This is a genomic window from Klebsiella sp. HMSC16C06, from assembly GCF_001808325.1.
Classification (GTDB): Bacteria; Pseudomonadota; Gammaproteobacteria; order Enterobacterales; family Enterobacteriaceae; genus Klebsiella; species Klebsiella variicola.
Genome location: NZ_KV793010.1, coordinates 72392 through 98171, shown reverse-complemented (window position 1 = coordinate 98171; position 25780 = coordinate 72392). Strand labels below are relative to the sequence as shown.

General features: G+C 57.5%; 25 protein-coding genes and 1 pseudogene. 7 read left to right on the top strand and 19 right to left on the bottom strand.

Annotated features, from left to right (window positions below):
* Positions 1-104: 104 nt before the first annotated feature.
* The 6 genes from tal to pdxA all read right to left on the bottom strand — a co-directional run bounded on the left by tal (position 105) and on the right by pdxA (position 5822).
* The gene (gene tal, locus HMPREF3142_RS17360; protein WP_004147958.1) at positions 105-1055 is read right to left on the bottom strand and encodes a transaldolase; all 951 of its coding nucleotides are present in this window, start codon (positions 1053-1055) and stop codon (positions 105-107) included.
* A 30-nt stretch (positions 1056-1085) separates the two neighbouring features.
* The gene (gene rpiB, locus HMPREF3142_RS17355; RefSeq protein ID WP_008806013.1) at positions 1086-1544 is read right to left on the bottom strand and encodes a ribose 5-phosphate isomerase B; all 459 of its coding nucleotides are present in this window, start codon (positions 1542-1544) and stop codon (positions 1086-1088) included.
* 28 nt (positions 1545-1572) lie between these two features.
* A complete protein-coding gene (locus HMPREF3142_RS17350; protein WP_023297368.1) occupies positions 1573-1947 on the bottom strand; it encodes a PTS glucitol/sorbitol transporter subunit IIA in 375 nt (124 codons plus the stop codon).
* Between the two features lies 1 nt (position 1948).
* Positions 1949-2968 (bottom strand): 2-keto-3-deoxygluconate permease, encoded by a 1020-nt coding sequence (locus HMPREF3142_RS17345; protein WP_004204602.1) that lies wholly within the window; start codon positions 2966-2968, stop codon positions 1949-1951.
* 92 nt (positions 2969-3060) lie between these two features.
* Positions 3061-4779 (bottom strand): four-carbon acid sugar kinase family protein, encoded by a 1719-nt coding sequence (locus HMPREF3142_RS17340; protein WP_012968563.1) that lies wholly within the window; start codon positions 4777-4779, stop codon positions 3061-3063.
* A 35-nt stretch (positions 4780-4814) separates the two neighbouring features.
* Positions 4815-5822 carry a 4-hydroxythreonine-4-phosphate dehydrogenase PdxA gene (gene pdxA, locus HMPREF3142_RS17335; protein ID WP_008806010.1) on the bottom strand — a complete coding sequence of 336 codons (1008 nt, stop codon included), beginning with the start codon at positions 5820-5822 and terminating at the stop codon, positions 4815-4817.
* Between the two features lie 242 nt (positions 5823-6064).
* On the opposite strand from pdxA, the gene HMPREF3142_RS17330 reads away from it, so the two are divergent.
* Together HMPREF3142_RS17330 and HMPREF3142_RS17325 are read left to right on the top strand one after the other, a co-directional pair.
* Positions 6065-6859, top strand: coding sequence for a triose-phosphate isomerase (locus HMPREF3142_RS17330; RefSeq protein WP_070612248.1), 795 nt, complete (start codon positions 6065-6067; stop codon positions 6857-6859).
* Positions 6860-6894: 35 nt separating this feature from the next.
* Entirely contained in the window at positions 6895-7857 is a 963-nt protein-coding gene (locus HMPREF3142_RS17325) for a sugar-binding transcriptional regulator (RefSeq protein ID WP_004140612.1), read from the top strand.
* 24 nt (positions 7858-7881) lie between these two features.
* On the opposite strand, the gene HMPREF3142_RS17320 is transcribed toward HMPREF3142_RS17325, so the two are convergent.
* The 7 genes and pseudogenes from HMPREF3142_RS17320 to HMPREF3142_RS29480 all read right to left on the bottom strand — a co-directional run.
* Positions 7882-8226 carry a hypothetical protein gene (locus HMPREF3142_RS17320; RefSeq protein ID WP_070612247.1) on the bottom strand — a complete coding sequence of 115 codons (345 nt, stop codon included), beginning with the start codon at positions 8224-8226 and terminating at the stop codon, positions 7882-7884.
* A 90-nt stretch (positions 8227-8316) separates the two neighbouring features.
* Entirely contained in the window at positions 8317-9147 is an 831-nt protein-coding gene (cobB, locus tag HMPREF3142_RS17315; RefSeq protein ID WP_008806007.1) for a Sir2 family NAD+-dependent deacetylase, read from the bottom strand.
* Positions 9148-9161: 14 nt separating this feature from the next.
* Positions 9162-10073, bottom strand: a complete 912-nt coding sequence (gene nagK / locus HMPREF3142_RS17310; protein WP_070612246.1) for an N-acetylglucosamine kinase — start codon at positions 10071-10073, stop codon at positions 9162-9164.
* Between the two features lie 48 nt (positions 10074-10121).
* Positions 10122-11366 (bottom strand): lipoprotein-releasing ABC transporter permease subunit LolE, encoded by a 1245-nt coding sequence (gene lolE / locus HMPREF3142_RS17305; protein ID WP_008806005.1) that lies wholly within the window; start codon positions 11364-11366, stop codon positions 10122-10124.
* Entirely contained in the window at positions 11366-12067 is a 702-nt protein-coding gene (gene lolD, locus HMPREF3142_RS17300) for a lipoprotein-releasing ABC transporter ATP-binding protein LolD (RefSeq protein WP_002900798.1), read from the bottom strand. Before lolD ends, lolE begins: the two co-directional genes overlap by 1 nt.
* Positions 12060-13259: a lipoprotein-releasing ABC transporter permease subunit LolC gene (gene lolC, locus HMPREF3142_RS17295; protein WP_042929337.1), complete on the bottom strand. Its 1200-nt coding sequence runs from the start codon at positions 13257-13259 to the stop codon at positions 12060-12062. The genes lolD and lolC overlap by 8 nt, the downstream gene beginning before the upstream one ends.
* 142 nt (positions 13260-13401) lie before the next feature.
* Positions 13402-13524, bottom strand: a pseudogene (locus HMPREF3142_RS29480) (hypothetical protein); the annotation flags it as partial.
* A gap of 39 nt (positions 13525-13563) precedes the next feature.
* Between HMPREF3142_RS29480 and mfd the strand changes: the two are divergent.
* Both mfd and ldtC read left to right on the top strand, forming a co-directional pair.
* Positions 13564-17010: a transcription-repair coupling factor gene (gene mfd, locus HMPREF3142_RS17290; RefSeq protein WP_023339892.1), complete on the top strand. Its 3447-nt coding sequence runs from the start codon at positions 13564-13566 to the stop codon at positions 17008-17010.
* Positions 17011-17173: 163 nt separating this feature from the next.
* The gene (gene ldtC / locus HMPREF3142_RS17285) at positions 17174-18133 is read left to right on the top strand and encodes a L,D-transpeptidase LdtC (RefSeq protein WP_012542231.1); all 960 of its coding nucleotides are present in this window, start codon (positions 17174-17176) and stop codon (positions 18131-18133) included.
* 129 nt (positions 18134-18262) lie between these two features.
* On the opposite strand, the gene bhsA is transcribed toward ldtC, so the two are convergent.
* Positions 18263-18520: a multiple stress resistance protein BhsA gene (bhsA, locus tag HMPREF3142_RS17280; RefSeq protein ID WP_022065354.1), complete on the bottom strand. Its 258-nt coding sequence runs from the start codon at positions 18518-18520 to the stop codon at positions 18263-18265.
* A gap of 133 nt (positions 18521-18653) precedes the next feature.
* Between bhsA and HMPREF3142_RS29475 the strand changes: the two genes are divergently transcribed.
* Complete coding sequence (locus HMPREF3142_RS29475; protein ID WP_046622381.1) at positions 18654-18773, top strand: hypothetical protein; 120 nt, start codon at positions 18654-18656, stop codon at positions 18771-18773.
* The gene (locus tag HMPREF3142_RS17275) at positions 18770-19405 is read left to right on the top strand and encodes a TetR/AcrR family transcriptional regulator (RefSeq protein WP_008806001.1); all 636 of its coding nucleotides are present in this window, start codon (positions 18770-18772) and stop codon (positions 19403-19405) included. Before HMPREF3142_RS29475 ends, HMPREF3142_RS17275 begins: the two co-directional genes overlap by 4 nt.
* Positions 19406-19457: 52 nt before the next feature.
* On the opposite strand, the gene HMPREF3142_RS29470 is transcribed toward HMPREF3142_RS17275, so the two are convergent.
* Positions 19458-19580, bottom strand: coding sequence for a hypothetical protein (locus HMPREF3142_RS29470; RefSeq protein ID WP_012542233.1), 123 nt, complete (start codon positions 19578-19580; stop codon positions 19458-19460).
* A 69-nt stretch (positions 19581-19649) separates the two neighbouring features.
* On the opposite strand from HMPREF3142_RS29470, the gene HMPREF3142_RS17270 reads away from it, so the two are divergent.
* The gene (locus HMPREF3142_RS17270) at positions 19650-21839 is read left to right on the top strand and encodes a TonB-dependent siderophore receptor (RefSeq protein WP_022065355.1); all 2190 of its coding nucleotides are present in this window, start codon (positions 19650-19652) and stop codon (positions 21837-21839) included.
* A 57-nt stretch (positions 21840-21896) separates the two neighbouring features.
* On the opposite strand, the gene HMPREF3142_RS17265 is transcribed toward HMPREF3142_RS17270, so the two are convergent.
* From HMPREF3142_RS17265 to nagZ, 4 genes are all read right to left on the bottom strand, one after another.
* Positions 21897-22436: a glycine zipper 2TM domain-containing protein gene (locus HMPREF3142_RS17265; RefSeq protein ID WP_008805999.1), complete on the bottom strand. Its 540-nt coding sequence runs from the start codon at positions 22434-22436 to the stop codon at positions 21897-21899.
* 192 nt (positions 22437-22628) lie between these two features.
* Complete coding sequence (locus tag HMPREF3142_RS17260) at positions 22629-23933, bottom strand: NAD(P)/FAD-dependent oxidoreductase (protein ID WP_008805997.1); 1305 nt, start codon at positions 23931-23933, stop codon at positions 22629-22631.
* Positions 23934-24177: 244 nt separating this feature from the next.
* Positions 24178-24720, bottom strand: coding sequence for an alpha/beta hydrolase YcfP (gene ycfP / locus HMPREF3142_RS17255; protein ID WP_002900775.1), 543 nt, complete (start codon positions 24718-24720; stop codon positions 24178-24180).
* A 35-nt stretch (positions 24721-24755) separates the two neighbouring features.
* Positions 24756-25766: a beta-N-acetylhexosaminidase gene (nagZ, locus tag HMPREF3142_RS17250; protein ID WP_162494430.1), complete on the bottom strand. Its 1011-nt coding sequence runs from the start codon at positions 25764-25766 to the stop codon at positions 24756-24758.
* Positions 25767-25780: the final 14 nt, after the last annotated feature.

The window sequence follows — 25780 nt, the reverse complement described above, 5'->3', positions numbered from 1 at the left end:
CGGATTTGGCTTTCTGTACAGCGTCCATGCTCAGGGCGCGCAGCGCGTTGGCGCATTGGCAGCGAATGGTTTTTGTCGTCTTCATCAGTCTTTATCCCTGCGGCTTACAGCATCTGCTGAATCTGTTGTTCCAGTTTCACCTGATCGACAGCAAACAGTCGGATCCCTTCCGCTAGTTTTTCCACTGCCATGGGATCCTGATGATGCTGCCAGAGAAACTCCGCCTGCGTCATCGGGCTGGGACGAGTTTCCGTCACGCAGCCGGGGGTCAACTGGCGGGTCAACACTCCTTCGCTGGCCGCCAGCTCGTCCAGCAGTGCCGGAGAGATAGTCAGGCGATCGCAGCCCGCCAGCGCCTGGATCTGCTCAATACGACGGAAGCTGGCGCCCATTACCACCGTGTCATAGCCATGGGATTTGTAATACTGATAAATCTGGCGCACAGAGACCACGCCCGGATCGCTGTCCACCTGATAGGCTGACTGCGGCTGGTGCTTCTGATACCAGTCGTAGATGCGGCCCACAAAGGGCGAGATGAGAAAGACGCCCGCTTCGGCGCATGCCCGGGCCTGAGCGAAAGAGAACAGCAGCGTCAGGTTGCAGTTTATACCGCTCTGCTCCAGCTCTTCGGCAGCGCGAATGCCCTCCCAGGTGGCGGCGAGCTTAATTAAAATCCGCTCGGGACCAATGCCATTTTTTTCATATAACTGGATGAGCTTGCGCGCCTTCGCGACGCACATTCCGCGATCCCAGGCAAAGCGGGCATCCACTTCGGTGGAGATACGCCCGGGCACATGGCGCAGCACCTCGCTGCCGATATCCACTGCCACCTGATCGCAGGCGTTAATCAATTGTGTTTCTGCGCTGCCTCCCTGGCGGCGTGCCTTGCCAATCGCATCGGCAATCAGCGGCTGATACTGCGGCAGCTGCGCGGCCTTCAGCACCAGCGAGGGGTTGGTGGTCGCATCCTGGGGTGCAAACTTTTTAATCGATTCAATATCGCCGGTATCAGCAACAACCGTGGTGTATTTTTTCAGTTCGTCTAACTGGCTCATCATCTGTTCCTTATCTTACGACTGCGGAGATTAATCTCTGGCATGCTGGTGTTCGTAATAATCAATACGTTCCACTTTGGGCGCGGAGCCGCCGCCTTCATATTCGGACTCAAGCCACGCCTGAATAATTTTTTTTCCCAGCTCAGTGCCAATCACCCGCGCGCCGAGGGTAATAATCTGCGCGTTGTTACTTTTACGCGCTCGCTCAGCGGAGAAGGTATCGTGACACTGGGCGGCACGGACCCCGGGGACTTTATTGGCCACAATACTCATCCCAATGCCGGTACCGCAGATCAGAATGCCGCGCTCGTGTTCGCCCTGTTTAATCGACATCGCCACCGCATGGGCAACATCCGGATAAACGGTACTCCCCTGGCGCTTATCGCTGCTGTAATCCGCGACGTTTATTCCCAGCCCATTCAAATAAGCGACGATAGTATCGCGAAAAGCATAGGCGGCATCATCCGCACCAATAGCGATTGTTTTCATGGTTATTTCCTTAATTTAACAGTACGTCTTAATGACAATTCGGGTAAAACGAAATTTGGTCGCCGGGCTGAATAATTTGTGGTGGTTCGCCGTAAAGGTGTACCGTCCCGGGTAATTCAGCGATATCTGCGCCATCAAAATTTAGCGTGATATGGCCAAGCTGTCGTAAATTTGCCGTTGCCACACTGCCTACCGCGGTCACCCGATAATTTTTATCATTTAATTTCATTCGCTGACCGGGCGATAACTCGGCGGTCAGTTCGCTGGCCTGGTGTACGGCGCAATAACTCGCAATATCGTCGGGAACGGCATCGGAGAATAAAATAAGCCGCTGCTCCCGCAAAGAGCACTCAACATATTCCCCGACGGCGGTAATTCGTAATGAATACAACGGCACGCTCATACTATTTGTGTCCTTTGGCGGCAGGGGAAGATAATGTCACGCTCTCTTCACTTTTCGCGTCTTTCAAAGGTTCAGCGGCTGGCGCCCGCTTTTTCAGCCGTTTATCAAACCAGGCGACCAGTATCGGCGCGGTGATCATGGTGATAATGCTCGCCGTCGCCAGCTGCGCGGTGGCGGCATCCACGTACATCGCCAGCGAAGGATCCGCCTGGGCAACCATCGCCGGCGTCAGCGCTGAGCTGGCGGCGGTGGTTCCCAGCGCGGCGCCCAGCGCGCTTTTCTTCTTCAAAAACAGGTTGTAGATAAAGTAGAACACAATCCCGGTGAGCGCGGAGATAATCCCCAACAGGATCCCGGACAGGCCGGCGGTAAACACCGTATTGATGCTGGAGTTGGCGCCGATGGCGAACGACATAATAATGATCACCAGCGGCTGCGCCGCGGCGCATAACTGTTTAAAACGTTCGTCCAGATTGCCCCACAGCATGCCAATCAGCAGCGGGATAAGCATCGACAGCAGCGCGGCGAAGGGAATATTGGCCAGGCCGCTGACGCCCAGCACCATCATGGTGACAAACGGACCATCCTTGATGCAGAACACGGAGATCGCCCCGGCATCACTGGCATCGCCATAGTTGCTGCACAATGCGATATAGAGGGAGCTGTTCGAGCTGGTCAGGCAGGCAATCAGCGCCAGGGTCGATATCCCGAGAAATCCGCTCGGGCCAAACAACGTTCCCGCGGCCCATACCGCCAGGGCCCCGGCCAGACATTTGAGAAACAGCAGCACGGCGCCTTTATAGAGCGGCAAACCGGCCTGACGGATATTGATTGAGGTTCCGCAAATGAGCAAAAATATGCCCATCATGGCGCTGGAACCGACTTTAAATAAAGCGGTGGTTGGGCCGCCAATGCTGAGCACCTGGGGAGCAAAGGTATTAATCAATATTGCCACCAGCAGTGGAATAATGATTAGCCCACCGGGCACCTTATTCATTTTCTCAAGTATATTAATATTCATAGGGTGACTCTTAAATTAAGATTTAACAGAGATAACGACGCAATACTACCCTGACGACCATTACGTCGTTTATTTTTTATTAGATGACTGGGTTATTGCTGTGCTTCTTGATAAATTCGGTCAACAATGATGCCAATAATATCTTCCGGTCCGGTTAACCCTCCTTTTCCGACACAAATTAAGCCGGCATAATCACCACCAATAATCCGCACCATATCGGTTTGCGGGATGACATAGTCAATCATTTCTATTCCGGTCGCGCCCAGCTCTTTTAGGACATTGACCATGGTGTCACCGCCGGTCATATACAATCCTTTAATTTCACCCGACGCACAGTTAAGCACCTCGCGTACAATACTGCCCAATCCGTGGTTAATATTTTGCGCAGCCTCACCGTGGGCCAGACCAAATCTCTGCTCCTCTTCCTGAAGGTTTAGCAACCGCCCGGTCAAGGCGGATTCAAAAACAAAGAGCGCGTTGTGCTGCGCCGGAACGCACTGTCGGGCATGCTGTACCACGCGATTGACTTCAATCTCAGCGGCGTTTTTCCTGTCAACCAACAGCTCGGCATCAACCGGGATATGGCAGACCCGGTCATCCCTGGCGATCAAATACTGGAGCTGTTTTTTGGTTACTGGCGTTGCGCTGCCGGCAACGATCAAAATCGAGCCGCGCTGGCCGTCCGCTGTCAGGCTCGCGGGCGCGCTGCTCCGCGCTTCGCGCATCAGGCCGCGACGAACCGCCAGCCGTTCGGTAAAGGGCCCCGGATCGACGGCCAGCACGTTCCAGTTCAGGGCCACTACCGCCCCGGCGATGGCATCGACATCGTCGACGGTTATCGCATCGACCACTATCACCCGCACGCCGCGTTGCTGTTGCTCCTGCAAATCCTGCTGGATTTGCCCTTCGCCTTTCATCACCGACGTCAGCGCGATATGCCCGACCTGATGATGGGTCTGCGCCGCCAACAGTCCCGGCACCCACGACTCGGTGACCGGGGTACGTACATCGCGAGCCACATCGGTCCGCGACAGGGCTACCGAATCAATCACCGAATAACCGCCGACGAGAATACGCCGTGACTGCGGCATCGCCGGCACCACAACCGCCACCGTCTCCTGCGGCAGTTGTTCCAGCATGGCATCGATTTCAAATCCGATGCCGCCGCGCAGCGTGGTATCAATCCGCTTGGTGAAGTAGTGCGCGCCGCGAGCCTGCAGCTGTTTCACCGCAGCGCTCACTTTGTGCTGGGCCTCCGCTTTCGGCAATGGGCGGCTGTCGCTGCTGACGACCATCGCCGGATACTCGACCTCATTGCGGGAGAAGGATTCGGTATCGAAAAACGCGGCGGTTTTTAAACCGCTACGTGCCAGCAGCACCCCGACGGTGGTCGCCCCGGTCAAATCGTCAGCCACGATCCCAAGCTTTCCGCCTTCCCCTTGTGGCCAGACCATCTCAATGCAGGCAGGCGTCACCCCGGAGACGTAGATCCCTTCGTGTATAAATTCCGCCAGCGGGCCGCTTTTGCCGGTGGGATGCAGGTTAATGGTGGGAATTCCCCGCTTCGGATAGAGTCCGCAGCGCAGCGTGCCGCCGCAGTCGATGACCATTAAACCAATCTCTTCTGCCGGCGGTTCGCCATTTTTGAATACATCAATGGAGGGCCAGCCGGTCAGTTCGCTCAGGCGGTCCACGACCGGGGGACGGATCCCCCCGGTAATGTACGCAATCTTTTTTCCCTGACCCAGCGTGATAGTCAGAGGCCCACCCCAGCCCTTACAGCCCTTGCTAATCAACAGATGTTTTTCCATTTCTCTGTCCTCGTGATTCGCATGAACCTCAGCGATTATTGATGCTTCATTTTCCAGTAACGGGCCGCCACCAGCGTCGACTCAAGCATACTGACAGTACCCGCCTTACCGGTACCGGCGATATCAAACGCCGTCCCATGGTCAACGGAGCTGCGCATAAACGGCAGGCCGAAGGTAATGGTGATTGAACGTTCAAAGTCGAGGGTTTTACAGGCGATATGCCCCTGATCGTGATACAGCGAGAGAATGGCGTCGTAGCGCCCCTGTTTGCCGAGATGGAACACGGAATCGGCCGGTACCGGCCCGATAGCGTTGATCCCCATCTCCTGGGCCGCTTTCACCGCCGGGATCAGATTGTCTGCCTCTTCGTGACCAAAAAGACCGTTGTCGGAACCATGCGGGTTCAGGGCGGCCACGGCAATACGCGGATTGTTGATGTTCAGGGCAGTAAATTCATGATGGATCTGCTGAACGCAGGCCAGCACCCGCGCTTTATTGGCATAGTCACAGGCAGCTTTTAGCGCCATATGGCGGCTCACGAAGAAGACGCGCAGGTTGTGGACGTGGAACATAGTCAAGCCATAATCAGATTGGGTTTCCACCTGATAGATTTCGGTATGGCCCGGGAGCTTACATCCCGCCAGCTTGATGGCTTCCTTATGAATAGGTGCAGTAGAGACCACGTCGATCAGCCCCGCTTTGCCCAGTTCGATCGACTTCATCACATAGTCCAGCGACATTTGCCCAGCCAGCTTCTGCACCTTGCCCCATTCGATGCTGTCGCAGTCGTAGTCGCCGGTTTCCAGGACATCCAGCGTCCCCCAGCTGAAACGGGCCTCCTGAGGATGAGCAATTTTATGGATAGCAAAATCGCAGCCCATGATTTTCATCGCCCGGCTGATAATCGGTACCGAGCCGATCAGGAACGGTTTGCACTCGTCATACACGCTTTTGTCCATCATGGTGGCCACGGTGATCTCTGGGCCGATCCCTGCCGGATCGCCGATGGTAATCGCCACAACGGGTTTTTTCTCTGCTGACATCATGCGCCTCTCTTGTCTCAGCTGATTGTTCATATGTTCATAGTCAAATCATATGCTCAAAACATTACCTGATGAATGAGCCGCCATTAGTGATGAGGATCACATAAAAAAATTCATAGATTTTTTTCATCGAAAAATGTGATCTAACATATGTTCATGTACTGATAAAAAGTTCAACCTCAATACAGGGTATGACACCCACATTTTGCAAGCGTTTGATTTTATTAACAGGAGAAGCAAAGATGACCCCGATATGGTTAGGAACCAGCTGGAAAATGAATAAGCCGCTGTCGCAGGCCATGGCCTGGTGCGAAACGCTGGCAGCGCGGATGCCAGAGGGCTGTCACCCTGCTATTCAGCCCTTCGTCATTCCCCCCTTCACCGCGATCCAACCCGTCAGCCATTTTCTGCAAATGCATCAGTTACCACTTTTGACCGGCGCGCAGAATATGCATGAAGCGGATCAGGGCGCCTGGACCGGGGAAATCTCGGCGGCCATGTTGGCAGAAACCGGCGCCACGCTTGTTGAGCTGGGACATTCAGAACGACGCGCCGCCTTTAATGAAAGCGATGCCGCGATTAATCGAAAAGTACATAGCGCCTTAGGTCATGGCCTGCGCCCACTGATCTGTATTGGCGATAGCGCCGAGGAGAAACGCTGGCAGGTGTCGTGGGAGAGCGTGGTGCGGCAGATGAAAATCGCCCTGTACGGCCTGAGCCACCAGCAGGCGCTGCAGACCCTGATTGCTTATGAACCGGTGTGGGCCATTGGCGAACACGGCACCCCCGCCTCGCCGCAGGAGGCGGGCGTCATTCATCAGGCGTTGCGTGAGGCGCTTTGCGAGCGGTTTGGTCATGAGACAGGAATCCGTATCCCACTGCTCTATGGCGGCAGCGTTACACTGCAAAACGCGGTGGAACTGCTGCGCCAGCCGGAGATCAATGGCTTGTTTATCGGCCGCGCGGCCTGGGACGCACAAGGCTATTGCGACATTGTTCAACGCGTTACACAGGAATTTATTTTGCAGGCGCAGTAATATAAGAGGGACACCAGAGATGGAAATTCCAAGCCATGATTGAACAAGACTCAGATTACGCCCTGCTCACTGAAATTGCGGTGGCTTATTACGATCAGGAACAAACGCAGGAAGAGATCGCCAAACGATTCGGCATTTCGCGTATCAAAGTCGGGCGCCTGCTGAAAAAAGCGCGCCAGGAAGGGATTGTTGAGATCAGCGTCAAATACCATCCGGTCTTCAGCTCCCAGATTGAGCAGCAGTTTATTTCGCACTTTGGCATTAAGCGCGCGCTGATTGCCCTGGATCACCATGATGAAGATGAACAGCGCCAGCAGGTGGCGGCCCTGGTCAGTAACTACCTGGCTGGGGTGTTAAAAAACGATATGACCGTCACCGTTGGTCAGGGGCGCAATGTGGCCGCGGTGGCGAATCACGTCGGTGTGTTTCCTGAGCGCCACTGCCGCTTTATCTGCGGCATCGGCGGAACCAAGCGCGACAATCAGCTGATCGACGCCGACCACATCAGCCGGAATCTGGCGCGCAAATTTAACGGCTTCAGCGAAACGCTTTACGCCCCGGCCTATGTGGAAACCCCGGAGCTGCGCGCCGCCTTTATGCAAAACCGCCTGATTAAGGCCACGCTCGAACAGGCCAGCAAAGCTGACGTGGCGATCATTGGCCTCGGCGATATGAATGAAAACAGCTTTATGGTCCAGCTCGGCTGGTTTACGCCGCAGGAAATTGCCACCGCGCGTCAGGAACAGGGGGTGGTGGGCGATCTGGCGGGGTACAGCTTTTTCAATATTCAGGGCAAACCCGTCGATACGGTGATGAATGACCGGGTCATTGGCTTAAGTCTCGAACAGCTGCGGGCCATTCCCTGCGTCATCGCTATCGCCTCCGAAAGTACGAAAGCGACGGCGATCCTGGGGGCATTACGCACCGGGGTTATCGATGTGCTGGCTACCAGCGCCTCGAACGCCCGTTCGGTCATTAATATGCAAAAGGCGCTATAAATAAGCCACGGCGCAGGCGGCGGATCAGCGTCGTCCACCGTCGCGCTGGCCTTTGCCCTTCCCTTTTTCGGCTCGCTGTATCAAAAAATCATCAATGATGCCGACAACCCAGTTGAGAGGTTTCCACAGTACCAGCAGCAGCAGCATGGGGCCGTATATCCGCACACCCCCTGTCGCGATCTGACCGATGCACAGCAGGGCTAAGATATCCAGCAGCAGGCACAATGCGCTGCCAGTGCCGACGAACAGACACAGCAGGAAGAGGATCGGCCGGCTATCAGCGTGTAGCGGTAAAGCGCGCTGGCTCCAGACGCCAACGATAATGGCCGCGATCAACATGATCGCTTCGATAACCAGCAGATTATGCATGGTCTGACTCCTGTCATGACGTTTCATCCTTGTCAGCAGCGCTGCCGGAAGCAGTGGCCAGGGCCCTGGCTACCGGCAGGCGGCTTCAGTTTATAGCGGGTTTTCCTGCAGCAGCTTATCGATAAAGGCAGGCACCACTTCGCTTGCCAGCCCGTAGTGCTTCTCGGCAAACTCGCTGCCCACCTGGCTGGGTTCCAGGTTCAGTTCAACGGTATGGGCGCCGTGCAGCCTCGCCTCGTGCACAAAGCCAGCCGCCGGATAGACATGGCCGGAGGTACCGATGGCGATAAAAATATCCGCGTCGGCCAGCGCGCTGTAGATCTCATCCATCCCCAGCGGCATTTCGCCAAACCAGACCACGTGCGGACGCAGCGCCGCCGGGAACTGACAGCAGTGGCATTTGTCCTCGGCGGTGACGTCGCCGGTCCACTCCAGCACCTGGCCGCTCCACGAACAGCGCACCTTTAGCAGCTCGCCGTGCATATGGATCACCCGGCGGTTGCCGGCGCGCTCGTGCAGATTATCAATATTCTGGGTGACCAGCAGGAAATGGTCGCCCAGTAGATCTTCCAGACGCGCCAGCGCCAGATGCGCCGCGTTCGGCGCGATCTCCGGGCTCTGCAGCTGGCGACGACGGGCGTTGTAGAACGCCTGCACCAGCGCCGGATCGCGGGCGAAGCCTTCCGGCGTCGCCACATCTTCCACCCGATGCTCTTCCCACAGGCCATCCGCCGCGCGGAAGGTTTTAATCCCCGACTCTGCCGAGATGCCCGCGCCGGTTAACACCACCACTCTCGGTTTTGCCATCGCTTCAGGTTTCATCCTGTCCTCCCTAAAGAAAATCCGCTGACGCAGACGGTCACGCAACCGACGTTTATTGCGACGAAAACGGCTCAATCGATGTAAACGGCGCGACTGCATAGCTACCTCTGTGATTAATGGGTCAGGTGAAGGAAGGCCGCACCGCGCATTCCCCCGGCATCGCCGTGGCGTGCGCGCTCAATGCGCGGAACCCTGGCGACCGGCAGAAGATGGCGCGGCAATCGTTGCGCCAGCCCTTCGCTAATGGCCGTAAAGTTAGATAATCCACCGCCGAGCACCAGTAAATCCGGGTCGACAATGGTCAGTATATTCCCCAGACACACCGCCAGCAGATCGAGATAGCGCTCAACGTGCGCCTGGGCGCGCGGATCGTGCTGCTGCCACTGCGCCACTATCTCCGGCGAGGAGAGCGGTTGCTGGTAAAAATGTTCGTACAGCCAGGCGAAACCACGGCCGGAGAGATAATTTTCAATGCAGCCCAGCTGGCCGCAGCCGCAGCGCAGCAGCGGAAAATCGCGCCCGACCACCTCCAGGGCATCCACCGGCAGGCGAATATGGCCGAACTCGCCGGTGATATAGCTATGTCCGATAATCGATTTACCGTTCAACACCAGTCCGCCGCCCACGCCGGTGCCGAGGATCAGCCCCATCACCAGCGGGTATTGCGTAAACTCATCGTCCCACGCTTCAGACAGCGCGAAACAGTTGGCGTCATTATCGAGGCGCACATCGCGCCCCAGCCGCGCGCTGAGGTCGGTGCGCAGCGGCCGGCCGCTGGCGGCTGGCACGTTAGCGGCATACAGCGTGCCGTCTGCCGTTTCCGGCATCCCCGGAATACCGATCCCGACCGACCCCTGCTGGTCGAAGCGCTCATCGGCCTCGCGGACCAGCGCCTCCACCGCCTGGAGAAAATCCTCATAACTGCTTTTCGGCGTGGCGACGCGTTTTTCCCACTGCAGTCGCCGCTCCTGATTAAATACGCCCAGCGCTATCTTGCTGCCGCCAATGTCAAATCCATAATACATTTCAGCAATTCCTCTTGTGTCGTCAGCAAAGCCGACGATGACGATAAATTACTGGCCACTCAGCACCCTCGCCGGGTCGATGCGGCTGGCGCGGCGGGCGGGATACCAGCTGGCCAGCAAACTCAGCAACAGTGCTGTCACCAGCACATAAAAGACGTCCAGCCAGTGCAGTTCTGACGGCAGGAAGTCAATAAAATAGATGTCGCCGGAGAGGAATTTATGCCCGATCAGGTATTCGATGCCGTTGATGATTGACGTCAGGTTCAACGCGCAGATCACGCCGATCACTACCCCGAACAGGCTGCCTACCGATCCGGCTAATAAACCATACCACACGAAAATCGCGCGAATTAAGCCGTCTTTTGCGCCAAGCGTGCGCAGCACCGCAATATCGCCGCTTTTGTCTTTGACCGCCATCACCAGCGTCGAGACGATGTTAAAGCAGGCCACGCCGATCACCAGCACCATCGCCAGATACATAATGGCGCGGATCATCTGGATATCGCGATACATATAGCCATAGGTGCCGATCCAGCTCTTGATGTAGACGTAGCTGTTGGTCACCTCGCCGGCGTCGCGCACCAGTTTGTTCGCGTGGAAAACGTCGGTGACCTTGATGGCGATGCCGGTCACGCTGCCGCCCATCTCCAGGTACTGCTGCGCATCCTGCATCGGGATCATGGCAAAACTATGATCGAGCTGGCCGCTCAGCTGTAAAATTCCGGTCACATGCAGCCTGACGCGTTTTGGCTGCAGCAGTTGATGGTCGGCGTCGGCGTTAGGGATCATGATCGACACCCAGTCCCCCTGCTTCACGTGCAGCGCATCGGCGACCCCTTTCCCCAGAATCACCTGCTGTTCGCCGGCCTTGAATCCGGCCCACGCGTTATTCTGCACAAAGGTGGGCAGCGCGCTGAGCCGGGTTTCCTGCTGCGGGTCGACCCCTTTCACCTGGATGGCGCGCATATTGCTGCCGCTCTCCACCAGGCCGGTGAAGTTAATATAGGGCGCTGCCGCGACAATCCCCTTCACCTTCTGCACCTTCGCCAGCGCCTCCTGCCAGTTATTCCACGGCTGGTTCACGGGTTCGATTTCGCCGTGCGGCACCACCGCCAGCACGCGGTTGTTCAGCTCGCGTTCAAAACCGTTCATTGCGCTGAGGCCGACGATCAGCACCGCCACCCCCAGCGCAATGCCGATGGTGGAGATCACCGAGATCAGCGACACCATGCCGCCGCGCCGCCGTCCACGGCTGAAACGTAATGCAATCAGTAACGATAACGGAGACGCCATTACTCGGCCCCCATCAGGGTCAGGTCGGCGGTCAGACGGCCATCACGCATCTCCAGCTGGCGGCTCATGCGTTTCGCCAGCTGAAGGTCGTGGGTCACCACCAGAAACGCGGTGCGCTGCGCGACGTTCAGTTCGCCCAGCAGCTGGAAGATGCTGTCGGCGTTGCGAGCATCAAGGTTACCGGTCGGTTCATCCGCCAGCACCAGCCGCGGTTTATTCACCAGCGCGCGGGCAATCGCCACCCGCTGGCGTTCACCGCCGGAGAGCTCCGACGGACGGTGATGGCTGCGGTGTTCAAGCCCGACTGCCTGCAGCATCGCTTTCGCCTGGCGTTCAATATCCGCTGGCTTCTTTTTGCCAATCAGCAGCGGCATCGCCACGTTTTCCAGCGCGCTAAAGTCCGGCAGCAGATGGTGGAACTGATAGATAAAGCCCAGCTCGCGGTTACGCAGGTCGGCGCGCGCGGCGGTGGAGAGTTTACTCATCGGCTGGCCGGAGAAAATCACGTCGCCAGAGGTGGGCGTATCCAGGCCGCCGAGCAGATGCAGCAACGTACTTTTGCCAGAGCCGGAGGTGCCGACAATGGCCATCATCTCGCCTTCACCAATGCTGAAGCTGACATTGTGCAGGACATCGGTTTGCACATTGCCTTCCTGATAGCGTTTGCACAGGTTGTCGCATTGCAGCAGGATCTTATTCATAACGTAAAGCCTCAGCGGGTTGAGTGGCGGCAGCGCGCCAGGAAGGGTACAACGTAGACAACAAGGCCAGCACCATCGCCACCAGGGCGATAACAATAACCTGCAGCGGCTCAATCGCCACCGGCAGCGCCGCGCCGTCAAGGAAGGCGCCGATGATTGGCATTAAATTATTCAACTGGCTGGCGAGCAGCGCGCCAAGCACGGCTCCCAACAGCGCGCCGACGATCCCGGCGCTGGCGCCCTGCACCATAAAGACGGCCATGATCTGCCGCGGCGTCAGCCCTTGAGTTTGCAGGATAGCCACTTCGCCCTGCTTCTCCATCACCATCATCCCCAGCGAGGTAATAATGTTGAAGGCCGCGACGGCGACGATCAGGCTCAGCAGCAGGCCCATCATGTTTTTCTCCATGCGCACCGCCTGGAACAGTTCGCCCTTGCGCTCGCGCCAGTCCTGCCACTGGGTACCTGGCGGCAGCGTCTGCTGACTCAGGGTATCCACTTGCAGCGGTTTATCCAGCCACAGGCGCCAGCCGGTGATATTGCCCAGCGGGTAGCGCATCAGACGGGAGGCGTCGTCGATATTGGTCAGCATCTGATAGCCATCGACTTCGCTGTTGGCGGCGAAGGTGCCGATGACCGTAAACAGACGCTGGCTCGGCACGCGGCCCATCGGCGTAAACTGACTGGCGGAAGGAACCATCACGCGAATTTTATCGCCGCGATTAACCCCCAGCTGGCCCGCCAGCTGCTCACCGAGAATAACGTTATATTTGCCCGCCTGCAGATCGCTCTGTTTGACGTTCACCAGGTACGGAGTCAGGGGATCGTTCTGCGCCGGATCAATGCCCAGCATAACCCCGACCGCCACGCTGCGCGCGCTCTGCAGGACGACGTCACCGGTGGTGATCGGCGCCACGCGGGTCACCCCCTGGAGTTTCGCCTCGCGCTCCGGCAGTTGCTGAGGGTTCACCGAGCCCTGTTTGGCGCTAAGAATGGCCTGCGGCATCAGCCCCAGGATATTGTTTTGCAGCTCGCGTTCAAAGCCGTTCATCACCGACAGGACCGTCACCAGCGCCATTACGCCAAGCGTAATGCCGATGGTTGAGAGCCAGGAGACGAATCGACCGAAGCGGTCGGCTGCGCGCCCGCGCATATAGCGCAGGCCGATAAAGAGTGCGGCAGGTTGGTACATGTCATCCATCTGGTTGCTGATAGCCGATGCCCGAGTATATAAGCGAATACGAGCAGCGTAAATGACTGATACCTGACGACTTTATTAGCAATAATCCTAAAAACCAAGCAAATACAATCGGATAGATAAGACCTTGCTGATATATCTTTACGCTTATCCGCAACCCGGATGTTTGTTGAACCAACACCTGATGGCAATTCGGGTTGGCGAATCCAGACCAATCGCGGATAATCTCACTATTGAATATCAGCGAGTTGCCCTCCATATCGGCAGAGCGAATCCCCAAGAGACCATGAAACCGTCTATGCCTGAACAATATCGATACTCATTGCCGGCCAAAGCCGGTGATCTGCGCCAGCTTGGCGAGTTGACCGGCGCGGCCTGCGCTACCCTGGTGGCAGAGATGGCCGAACGCCACAAAGGCCCGGTGGTGCTGGTGGCACCTGACATGCAAAACGCGCTGCGTCTGAATGACGAGATCAGGCAGTTCACCGACAGCATGGTGATGGGGCTGGCTGACTGGGAAACGCTCCCCTACGACAGCTTCTCGCCGCACCAGGATATCATCTCCTCCCGTCTTGCCACCCTTTACCAGTTACCCACCATGCAGCGCGGCGTACTGATCGTCCCGGTCAGCACCCTGATGCAGCGCGTCTGTCCGCACAGCTTCCTTCACGGGCACGCGCTGGTGATGAAAAAGGGCCAGCGCCTGTCGCGCGATGCGCTGCGCGATCAGCTGGAGGGCGCCGGCTATCGCCATGTCGATCAGGTGATGGAGCACGGCGAATATGCCACCCGCGGCGCGCTGCTCGACCTGTTCCCGATGGGCAGCGACCAGCCCTACCGCCTCGATTTCTTTGACGATGAAATCGACAGCCTGCGTCTGTTCGACGTCGACAGCCAGCGCACGCTGGAGGAAGTGGCGGCCATTAACCTGCTGCCGGCGCACGAGTTTCCCACCGACCAGACCGCCATCGAGCTGTTCCGCAGTCAGTGGCGCGACCGTTTTGAGGTGAAGCGCGATGCCGAGCATATCTATCAGCAGGTCAGTAAAGGGACACTGCCTGCCGGTATCGAATACTGGCAGCCGCTGTTCTTCAGCGAGCCGCTGCCGCCGTTATTTAGCTATTTCCCGGCCAGCACCCTGATCGTCAACACCGGCGATCTCGAGGCCAGCGCGGAACGTTTCCAGAATGAAGCCCGCGCCCGCTTTGAAAACCGCGGCGTCGATCCGATGCGCCCGCTCCTGCCGCCGGAACTGCTGTGGCTGCGCAGCGATGAGCTGTTCGGCGAACTGAAAAAATGGCCGCGCGTACAGCTGAAAACCGAGCGCCTGGCGGACAAAGCGGCGAATACCAATCTGGGCTACCAGACGCTGCCGGACCTCGCGGTGCAGGCGCAAAACAAAGCGCCCCTGGATAATCTGCGCCGCTTCCTCGAGTCCTTTACCGGCCCGGTGATCTTCTCCGTGGAAAGCGAGGGTCGCCGTGAAGCGCTGAGCGAAATGCTGGCGCGGATTAAAATTGCGCCAAAACACGTGCTGCGTCTGGAAGAAGCCACCGGCAATGGCCGCTATCTGATGATTGGCGCCGCCGAACACGGGTTTATTGACAGTCAGCGCGGCCTGGCGCTGATTTGCGAAAGCGACCTGCTCGGCGAGCGCGTGGCGCGCCGTCGGCAGGATTCACGTCGCACAATCAACCCTGACATCCTCATTCGCAACCTTGCCGAACTGCATATCGGCCAGCCGGTTGTCCATCTGGAGCACGGCGTGGGCCGCTATGCGGGAATGACCACCCTGGAAGCCGGCGGCATCACCGGCGAATACCTGATGCTGACTTACGCCAACGATGCCAGGCTATACGTTCCGGTATCCTCCCTGCATCTTATCAGCCGTTACGCCGGCGGGGCGGAAGAGAACGCGCCCCTGCACAAGCTGGGCGGCGATGCCTGGACCCGGGCGCGACAAAAAGCGGCTGAGAAAGTACGCGACGTGGCGGCAGAGCTGCTGGATATCTACGCCCAGCGCGCGGCGAAGGCGGGCTTTGCCTTTAAACACGACCGCGAACAGTATCAGCTGTTCTGCGACGGCTTCCCGTTTGAAACCACGCCGGATCAGGCGCAGGCGATTAACGCCGTCCTCAGCGATATGTGCCAGCCGCTGGCCATGGACCGCCTGGTGTGCGGCGATGTGGGCTTCGGTAAGACCGAAGTGGCTATGCGCGCCGCCTTCCTCGCCGTGGAGAACCACAAGCAGGTGGCGGTGCTGGTGCCGACCACCCTGCTGGCTCAGCAACACTATGACAACTTCCGCGATCGTTTCGCCAACTGGCCGGTACGCATCGAAATGCTCTCCCGCTTCCGCAGCGCTAAAGAGCAGGCGCAGATCCTCGAGCAGGCCGCGGAAGGCAAAATCGATATCTTAATCGGCACCCATAAGCTGTTGCAGAGCGAGGTGAAGCTGCGCGATCTGGGGCTGCTGATCGTCGACGAAGAGCACCGCTTTGGCGTTCGTCACAAAGAACGCATCAAAGCAATGCGCGCCGATGTCGATATCCTGACCCTCACCGCCACGCCGATCCCGCGGACGCTGAACATGGCGATGAGCGGGATGCGGGACCTGTCGATCATCGCCACGCCGCCGGCGCGCCGTCTGGCGGTGAAGACCTTCGTTCGCGAATACGACGCCCTGGTGGTGCGCGAGGCGATCCTGCGCGAAACGCTGCGCGGAGGCCAGGTCTACTATCTATTTAATGACGTCGAAAACATCCAGAAAGCCGCCGACAAGCTGGCGGAGCTGGTGCCGGAGGCGCGGATAGCCATCGGCCACGGCCAGATGCGGGAGCGCGAACTGGAGCGGGTGATGAATGACTTCCATCACCAGCGCTTCAATGTGCTGGTGTGCACCACCATCATCGAAACCGGGATCGACATTCCCACCGCCAACACCATCATCATCGAACGCGCCGACCATTTTGGCCTCGCCCAGCTGCACCAGCTGCGCGGCCGCGTTGGCCGTTCGCATCATCAGGCCTATGCCTGGCTGCTGACGCCGCATCCGAAAGCGATGACCACCGATGCGCAAAAGCGCCTTGAAGCCATTGCGTCGCTGGAAGATCTCGGCGCCGGCTTTGCGCTGGCGACCCACGATCTGGAGATTCGCGGGGCCGGGGAACTGCTCGGCGAAGATCAGAGCGGTCAGATGGAAACCATCGGCTTCTCTCTGTATATGGAGCTGCTGGAGAACGCAGTCGATGCGCTGAAAGCCGGACGCGAACCCTCGCTGGAAGATCTCACCAGCCAGCAGACGGAGGTCGAACTGCGCATGCCTTCCCTGCTGCCTGACGATTTCATCCCTGACGTCAATACGCGACTGTCATTCTATAAGCGCATTGCCAGCGCCAAAAACGAACTCGATCTGGAGGAGATCAAAGTCGAGCTGATCGATCGTTTTGGCCGCCTGCCCGATGCCGCCCGCAACCTGCTGGATATTGCCCGTCTGCGTCAGCAGGCGCAGAAACTGGGGATCCGCAAACTGGAAAGCAACGAAAAAGGCGGCGTGATTGAATTTAACGAGAAAAACAACGTCAATCCGGTGTGGTTGATCGGCCTGCTGCAGAAGCAGCCCCAGCACTTCCGGCTGGACGGGCCGACGCGCCTGAAATTCATGCAGGATCTGGAAGAGCGTAAAACGCGGATGGACTGGGTTCGCCAGTTTATGCGTCAGCTGGAAGAGAACGCCGTCGCCTGACTGGCAGGAGATACGGCCCCCTGGCCGTATCTCCCTTCTTACATACCTGGCAATCTTTACAAACATTTTGCAATCCGCCTGGATTTCCCCACACAGACTCACGCCATAATCTCATCTGCTTTTCATATAAAAATAACCACTTATATATTTTGGAGTTATGGTAATGAGAAACCGTTTCCCCGTTACGCTCTGGCTGGCGCTGGTCGCGCTGGTCGCCGCGCTGGCTCTGCCCGCGCGCGCCAACACCTGGCCCCTTCCCCCGCCGGGCAGCCGGCTGGTAGGTCAGAATACGTTCCACGTGGTGCAGGATAACGGCGGTTCGCTGGAGGCGATTGCCAAAAAGTACAATGTCGGCTTTCTGGCCCTGCTGCAGGCCAATCCCGGGGTTGACCCCTATGTTCCCCGCGCCGGCAGCGTGCTGACCATCCCCCTGCAGACGCTGCTGCCCGATGCGCCGCGCGAAGGGCTGGTGATTAACCTTGCCGAGCTGCGCCTCTACTATTACCCGCCGGGTAAAAATGAAGTGACCGTCTACCCGATCGGCATCGGCCAGCTGGGCGGAACCACCATCACGCCGACGATGGTCACGACCGTGTCTGACAAGCGGGCCAATCCGACCTGGACGCCCACCGCTAACATTCGCGCCCGCTATAAGGCAATGGGGATTGAGCTGCCGGCGGTGGTGCCAGCCGGTCCTGACAACCCGATGGGCCATCACGCCATCCGCCTCGCCGCCTATGGCGGAGTCTATCTCCTGCACGGCACCAATGCCGATTTCGGCATCGGCATGCGCGTCAGCTCCGGCTGCATTCGTCTGCGCGACAACGATATCAAGGCGCTGTACAACGCCATTTCGCCAGGCACTAAGGTGAATATCATTAACACGCCGATCAAGGTATCGGTAGAGCCGGATGGCCGCCGTCTGGTTGAAGTCCATCAGCCGCTGTCTGAGCATATCGATGACGACCCGCAGACCTTGCCCATTACGCTTAACGCGACCATGACGGAGTTCAAACAGGCGCCGCAAACCGACGGGACGGTGATGGAGCGCGCGATGAATTACCGCTCGGGCATGCCCATTGACGTCACGCGTCATGCTGCCCCTGGACCGCAGTCGTTGTAGTCTTACGCTGCAGAAAACAAAAAAACCCGCCTGATGGCGGGTTTTTTGTTGGCAAGGGTCAAACAGGGGTACAACAGGGTCTTACTCATCGCTGTCCGGTGAAGGGGGCCGGGCAACGACGCATCGGGCTTACTTGTAGATAACAGCGGTGCCGTGAAGGGTATTCGGACCGGTTACCGAAGTAATACGGAATGAGGTGGCGCCCATCTCTTCTGCTTTCTGCGCCAGCTGATCTTCCAGCGAGCCCAGGTTGGTCCCGGCAGAAGCAGAGATGGTGCCTACTTTATGCTGACCCGCTGGGGTGGACTGCACCTCAACAGCGGCAAAGCTGGCGAAAGAGAGTGAGCTAAGAACGGCGGCAATAGCCAGAGTATTAACGGTTTTCATGATTATTATACCTGTGCAGATGAATTTTTTAGTAGGGCCGTAAGTATTAACTTAACGATCGATAGGTAAATAGTAATGTGATCTACATCACACGTCAACGCATTTTTATAACGATCGTTTAACTATTTATAAAATGCTTAAATTTCATACGCATATGATTTATTTATTTTTAAACCAACAGCGCTGGCCCCGGCGATCGTTTATTTTTATAATGGCCTTTCACCAAACCAACATAGGTACAACGGCACCATGACAACTGACGTTCAAAGTTGCGCCAAAAAAAGCCGTGGCCGACCGAAGGTGTTCGACAGGGATGCGGCGCTGGACAAAGCCATGACACTCTTCTGGCAGCACGGCTATGAGGCGACCTCGCTCGCCGATCTGGTCGAGGCGACAGGAGCAAAAGCCCCCACCCTGTATGCGGAATTTGTGAATAAAGAAGGCCTGTTCCGCGCAGTGTTGGATCGTTACATTTCGCGCTTTGCCGCGAAGCACGAAGCCGTGCTGTTGGCCGAAGGGAAATCCGTCGATCAGGCGTTGCGCGACTACTTCACGGCGGTCGCCACCTGCTTTACCAGCAAAGAGACGCCGGCCGGCTGCTTTATTATCAATACCTCCGCCGCGCTGGCCGCCTCCTCGACGGATATCGCCAATACCATCAAATCCCGCCATGCGATGCAGGAGCAGGCGCTCACTCAGTTTCTGCAGCAGCGGCAAGCGCAGGGCGAACTCCCCGCGGGCCGCGACGTCGCGCCGCTGGCGCAGTTTCTCAACTGTGTCCTGCAGGGGATGTCGATTAGCGCGCGGGAAGGCGCGGATTTCGACAAGCTGATGCAAATCACCGACACCACTCTCCGTCTCTGGCCGCAGATCCTCGAGTCCTGATGTGCCCTGCCTCCGGCGGTATTCTGCCGCCGGATCCACTCTCCTGTTGGCTTTATCCCCACAAAATAGATTGATTTTTATTACCTTTTCTCGTGCAAGATAAACGCAAATGATATTGATTGCGATATTCATTATGTGCAAAATCCTTTTTTGAGTTTTTCCAGATGTTTCGCATTGTAACTAATGCCGACCCGGCGTCGGCCTATAACAACGACAAAGCAACTTGCTCATAAAAGGAATGGATATGAAAAAGCGCCTCTGGGTGCTCCACCCCCTGCTGCTGGTCAGCTCGCTGCCTGCGCTGGCGGCTCAGTCTGATGAAGACAGCATCATCGTTAGTGCAAACCGCACCCATCGCACCGTGGCCGAAATGGCCCAAACCACCTGGGTCATTGAGGGCCAGGAGATTGAGCAGCAGGTCCAGGGCGGGAAAGAGTTCAAAGACGTGCTGGCGCAGCTGATCCCGGGCATCGATGTCAGCAGCCAGGGGCGCACCAATTACGGGATGAACATGCGCGGGCGCGCCATCGTCGTGCTGATCGACGGCGTCCGGCTCAATTCCTCACGCACCGACAGTCGCCAGCTCGACGCCATCGACCCCTTTAACATCGAACATATCGAAGTGATCTCCGGGGCGACCTCGCTGTACGGCGGAGGCAGTACCGGCGGGCTTATCAACATCGTCACCAAGAAAGGGCAGCAGGATCGCCAGGTCGATCTCGAGGTGGGCAGCAAGAGCGGGTTTGCGAACAGTAACGATCACGATGAGCGCATCGCGGCGGCCGTCAGCGGCGGGACAGACCATGCATCTGGGCGCTTATCGGTAGCCTATCAGCGTTTCGGCGGCTGGTACGATGGCAATAACGATGCGCTGATCCTCGATAACACCCAAACGGGGCTCCAGCACTCTGACCGCCTCGACGTGATGGGGACGGGGACGATTGAGATCGATGACAACCGCCAGCTGCAGCTTGTCACCCAGTATTATAAAAGCCAGGGGGATGATGACTACGGCCTGTGGCTCGGGAAGAACATGTCCGCGGTCACCAGCGGCGGCAAAGCGTACACCACCGACGGGCTCAATTCCGACCGTATCCCCGGTACAGAGCGGCACTTAATCAGCCTCCAGTACTCCGATGCCGACTTCTTCGGCCAGAATCTGGTGAGCCAGGTGTACTATCGCGATGAGTCCCTCACCTTCTATCCGTTCCCGACGCTTACGAAAGGCCAGGTCAGTAGCTTCTCCTCGTCGCAGCAGGATACCGATCAGTATGGGGCAAAGCTGACCCTTAACAGCCAGCCGCTGGCGGGATGGGATCTCACCTGGGGTCTCGACGCCGATCATGAGACCTTCAATGCCAACCAGATGTTCTTCGATCTGCAGCAATCGCTGGCGTCCGGCGGGCTGCACAACGAATCGATCTACACCACCGGCCGCTATCCGGGATACAGCATCTCCAACGTCGCGCCGTTCCTGCAGTCCAGCTACGATCTGAACGAGATCTTTACCGTCAGCGGCGGGGTACGCTACCAGTGGACCGAAAACCGGGTTGACGACTTTGTCGGCTACGCCCAGCAACAGGATATCGCCAACGGCAAAGCGCGCTCCGCCGACGCCATCAAAGGCGGCAAAACCGATTACGATAACTTCCTGTTTAACGCCGGGATCGTGGCGCATCTGACCGAGCGTCAGCAGACCTGGTTTAACTTCTCGCAGGGCGTCGAGCTGCCGGACCCCGGTAAATACTACGGCATCGGTAAATACGGCGCGGCGGTCAATGGCCATCTGCCGCTGATCTCCAGCGTCAACGTCGATGACTCGCCGCTGCAGGGGATCAAAGTTAACTCGTATGAGCTGGGCTGGCGCTACACCGGCGATAACCTGCGCACCCAGCTGGCGGCATATTACTCGACTTCGGATAAGACCATCGTCGTCAACCGCACCGACATGACCATCGACGTGCAGTCCGACAAACGGCGTATTTACGGCGTTGAGGGAGCGGTCGATTACTTTATTCCGGACAGCGACTGGAGCGTCGGCGGTAACTTCAACGTGCTGAAATCACAGGTGCAGACCGACGGCCGCTGGCAAAAATGGGATGTCACCCTCGCCTCACCGTCCAAAGCCACCGCCTGGGTGGGTTGGGCGCCGGATCCGTGGAGCCTGCGCGTGCAGAGCCAGCAGGTGTTTGACCTCAGCGACGCCGCCGGTAACAAGCTGGAAGGCTATAACACCGTTGATTTTATTGGCAGTTACGCGCTGCCGGTGGGGAAACTGACCTTCAGTATCGAAAACCTGCTTAACGAAGACTATGTCACCATCTGGGGCCAGCGGGCGCCGCTGCTCTACAGCCCGACCTACGGCAGTTCATCGCTGTACGAATACAAAGGCCGTGGCCGTACCTTCGGTCTGAATTACGCGTTAACCTTCTGATAAAAAAAGCCCCTCAGCCTGAGCGATTGAGGGGCTAATCACTACATAAATCTGTTTTTAGATTTTGTTGTTCAGGACCAGCTGGCCGTTGTTGTCCAGCGGGATCTGGCTGCCAGGATTGTGATCCATACGGATTTTCCCCTGCTGATCGCCTATTTTATAGGTCACATCGTAGCCCAGCATTTTATCGGATTTGTCATATACCGTTTTACAACGCTGCTGGGTGGTAGTGTAGGTATCGTTGTCCTGCATCGCCCCCTGCAGCTGGTTGCCGGCATAGCCGCCGCCCAGCGCACCTACCACTGTCGCTACACTACGTCCGCGACCGCCGCCAAACTGGTGGCCAATCACCCCACCGGCCACCGCGCCGAGTACCGAACCGGCGATACGGTTTTCATCCTGGACCGGACGACGATGGGTCACCGTGACATTGCGGCATTCCTGACGCGGCGTTTTCACGGTTTCTTTAATCGGTGTACTGGAGACCACTTGCGCATACTGCGGGCCGCGATCTAACACGTTGAGACCAGCGACAGCTGCAACGCCCAGCGCGGCAGCCACGCCTATCCCTATACCCGCCAACATAGATTTATTCACGGGAGATCCTCCTTTGTTGCTGTTGATACAATTTTGCAACCGGAGCCGGGAGGGCGCAAATCAGATAGCGGATGAAAAGTGCGAGAATTCGCAGCAAATCAAGGGGATTCAGAGGATTCCGAGCGGGATCGCCGCGGTTTCAGCAGAAGAGCCCGGAGCGCCGTCAGGGCGGCTCCGGGTAAAGACAGCGTATTAGTGCAGCTTAAGACGCGGGCGAATGATGCGGTTGATGCGCCCGACCAGCATCATCAGGCCGGTTTTGAAATAGCCGTGCAGGGCGATCTGATGCATACGGTACAGGGAGATGTACACGAAGCGCGCAATACGCCCTTCCACCATCATCGAGCCGCGCATCAGGTTACCCATCAGGCTGCCGACAGTGGAGTAATTAGACAGCGACACCAGCGAGCCATGGTCTTTATAGGTGTATGCCTTCAGCGGTTTGCCTTTCATCTGCGCCAGGATGTTGTTCAGCGCGCAGGTAGCCATCTGGTGCGCCGCCTGGGCCCGCGGAGGGACAAAGCCGCCTTCCGGACGCGCACAGGAGGCGCAGTCGCCGATGGCGAAAATATCCGCATCGCGGGTGGTCTGCAGCGTCGGCTCGACCACCAGCTGATTGATACGGTTGGTTTCGAGGCCGCCGATCTCTTTCATGAAATCTGGCGCTTTGATCCCGGCCGCCCAGACCATCAGATCCGCTTCAATATATTCGCCATCTTTGGTGTGCAGACCGCCTGCATCCGCGCTGGTGACCATGGTCTGCGTCAGCACCCGTACGCCCAGCTTGGTCAGCTCATTATGCGCCGCCCCGGAAATGCGCGGCGGCAGTGCGGGCAGAATACGCTCGCCCGCCTCGACCAGCGTGACGTTCAGCGCTTCGTTAGTCAGCCCTTTGTAGCCGTAGCTGTGCAGCTGTTTCACCGCATTATGCAGTTCAGCGGAGAGTTCCACGCCGGTGGCGCCGCCGCCGACAATGGCGATGTTCACTTTACCGTTGGCACCCAGGTTGGCGGAGTATTTGAGGAACAGGTTGAGCATTTCCTGATGGAAACGACGCGCCTGATGCGGGTTGTCGAGGAAAATGCAGTTCTCTTTCACGCCAGGGGTGTTGAAGTCATTCGAGGTACTGCCCAACGCCATCACCAGCGTGTCGTACGGCAGTTTACGCTCAGCCACCAGCAGCTCGCCTTTTTCATTACGCAGCTCGCCGAGGGTGATGGTCTTCCCTTCGCGGTTGATATCCACCACCGAACCCAGTTGGAACTGGAAACCGTGGTTGCGGGCATGGGCCAGATAGCTCAGCGCATCGACACCTTCATCCAGAGAACCGGTGGCCACTTCATGCAGCAGCGGCTTCCACAGATGGCTGTGGTTACGGTCCACCAGGGTGATTTTCGCTTTTTTATGGCGCCCTAACTTTTTCCCCAGCTGAGTTGCCAGTTCCAGTCCGCCAGCGCCGCCACCCACAATTACGATTTTTTTCAATGGCGTAGTCATGTGTACCCCTAAAATTATTAACCAATTGTTAAATAAAAGTTATGATAATAGCCTTTATTTAACAACAGGTTACGTCAATGAAACCATTCAGCACCGTCGAGAATACCATGAACGGTGCATTGGTCATACCAAAATTGATATGCATCAAGTTTTGTCGCGTATTTTTTCAGCGAAACCAATAAGTGTAGGCATAAAAAAACCCGCGCGGTGAACACGGCGCGGGTTTGGCGACAGGGGAAAAGGCTTAACCGAGGGTTTTAAACGCTTTCAGCCGCTGCAGGTGCGGCGAGATGTTTTTAAATTTATGGGTCTGCTCTTCATCCCAGATAATTTCATAATAGTGGTGCAGGAGATCGGCGGAACGCTGGCTGTCCAGCGCTTCGTCCTGCCGGGAGAGCACCACCAGACAGCGATCGCGATTCTTCTCACGGAAGTTGGTCACACACTTGGTGGCGATGTCAGCATACTCTTCCGGGCGGTCGATTTTGCCTTCCATGTTTTCATGCGGAAACAGGTTTGGATTGAACACCGCCTGGCGGATATCGCACAGAAAACCAATCCGCTCCGCCCAGTAGCCGCCAAGTCCGACGCCGCAGATCAGCGGCCGGTCATCGGCGGTAAGCTGCAGCATTTTATCGACCTCTTTCAGCAGATGCTGCATGTCGTGCTTGGGGTGGCGCGTGCTGTAGCTAATCAACCGCACGTCCGGGTCGATAAACTGCAGCTGCATCACCTTCTCATGGTTACCGGGGCTGTTCGAGTCAAAACCGTGTAAATAGATAATCATCGCATCCTCACCAGACAACAACGCCCCGCAGAGCGTTACGCGGACTTCGCCTCTTGCCAGCGCGCATGAAGCTGCTCCAGCTGGGCACTCACCGTTTTCCAACGGGCTGAATCCCTTAACTCCTGACGGGAAAAGGAACCTTTATGATACAATTTCGTAACACGCTCTGCTTTGATCGGCGACAGGTTATCCAGCACACTGACCGCGCCCTTACGATTATTGCAGACCAGTATCATATCGCAACCGGCGTCCAGCGACGCCTGACCGCGTTCGGCGTAGCTGCCCATGATCGCCGCCCCTTCCATCGACAGATCGTCGGAGAAAATCACCCCGTCGAAGCCCAGCTCGCCGCGCAACACCGTTTTTAACCAGTACGCTGAGCCGCTGGCCGGGCGCGGGTCGAGCTCCGGGTAAATCACATGCGCGGGCATAATGGCATCCAGACGCTGTTCGGCGATGAGGCTTTTGAATACCGCCATATCGTGGTCGCGAATCACCGATGCCGGCCGCGGATCGAACGGGGTCTCTTTGTGCGAATCGGCGGTCACCGCTCCGTGTCCCGGAAAGTGTTTGCCGGTGGTTTTCATGCCCGCGGCGTGCATCCCGTCAATAAAGTGACGCGCCATCGTCAGCGCTTTCTGCGGATCTTCATGATAAGAACGTTCGCCGATCGCGGCGCTGATGTGGCCGACGTCCAGCACCGGCGCAAAGCTAATATCGATGTCCATGGCGATCATTTCGCTGGCCATCAGCCAGCCGGCCTCGGCGGCCAGTTTGCCCCCCTCTTCCATCCCCAGCAGCGCGGCGAAAGACTGGGCCGCCGGTAAACGGGTAAAGCCTTCGCGGAAACGCTGAACGCGTCCCCCTTCCTGATCGACCGCCACCACCAGATGGTTCCGGGAGGCGTCGCGGATCTGGCGCACCAGCTCCCGCAGCTGCGCCGGATCGTGATAATTACGGGTAAAGAGGATCAACCCTCCCACCAGCGGATGCGCCAGAATCTCTCGCTCTTCCGCATCCAGTTCATACCCTTCGACATCCAACATGACTGGGCCCACAC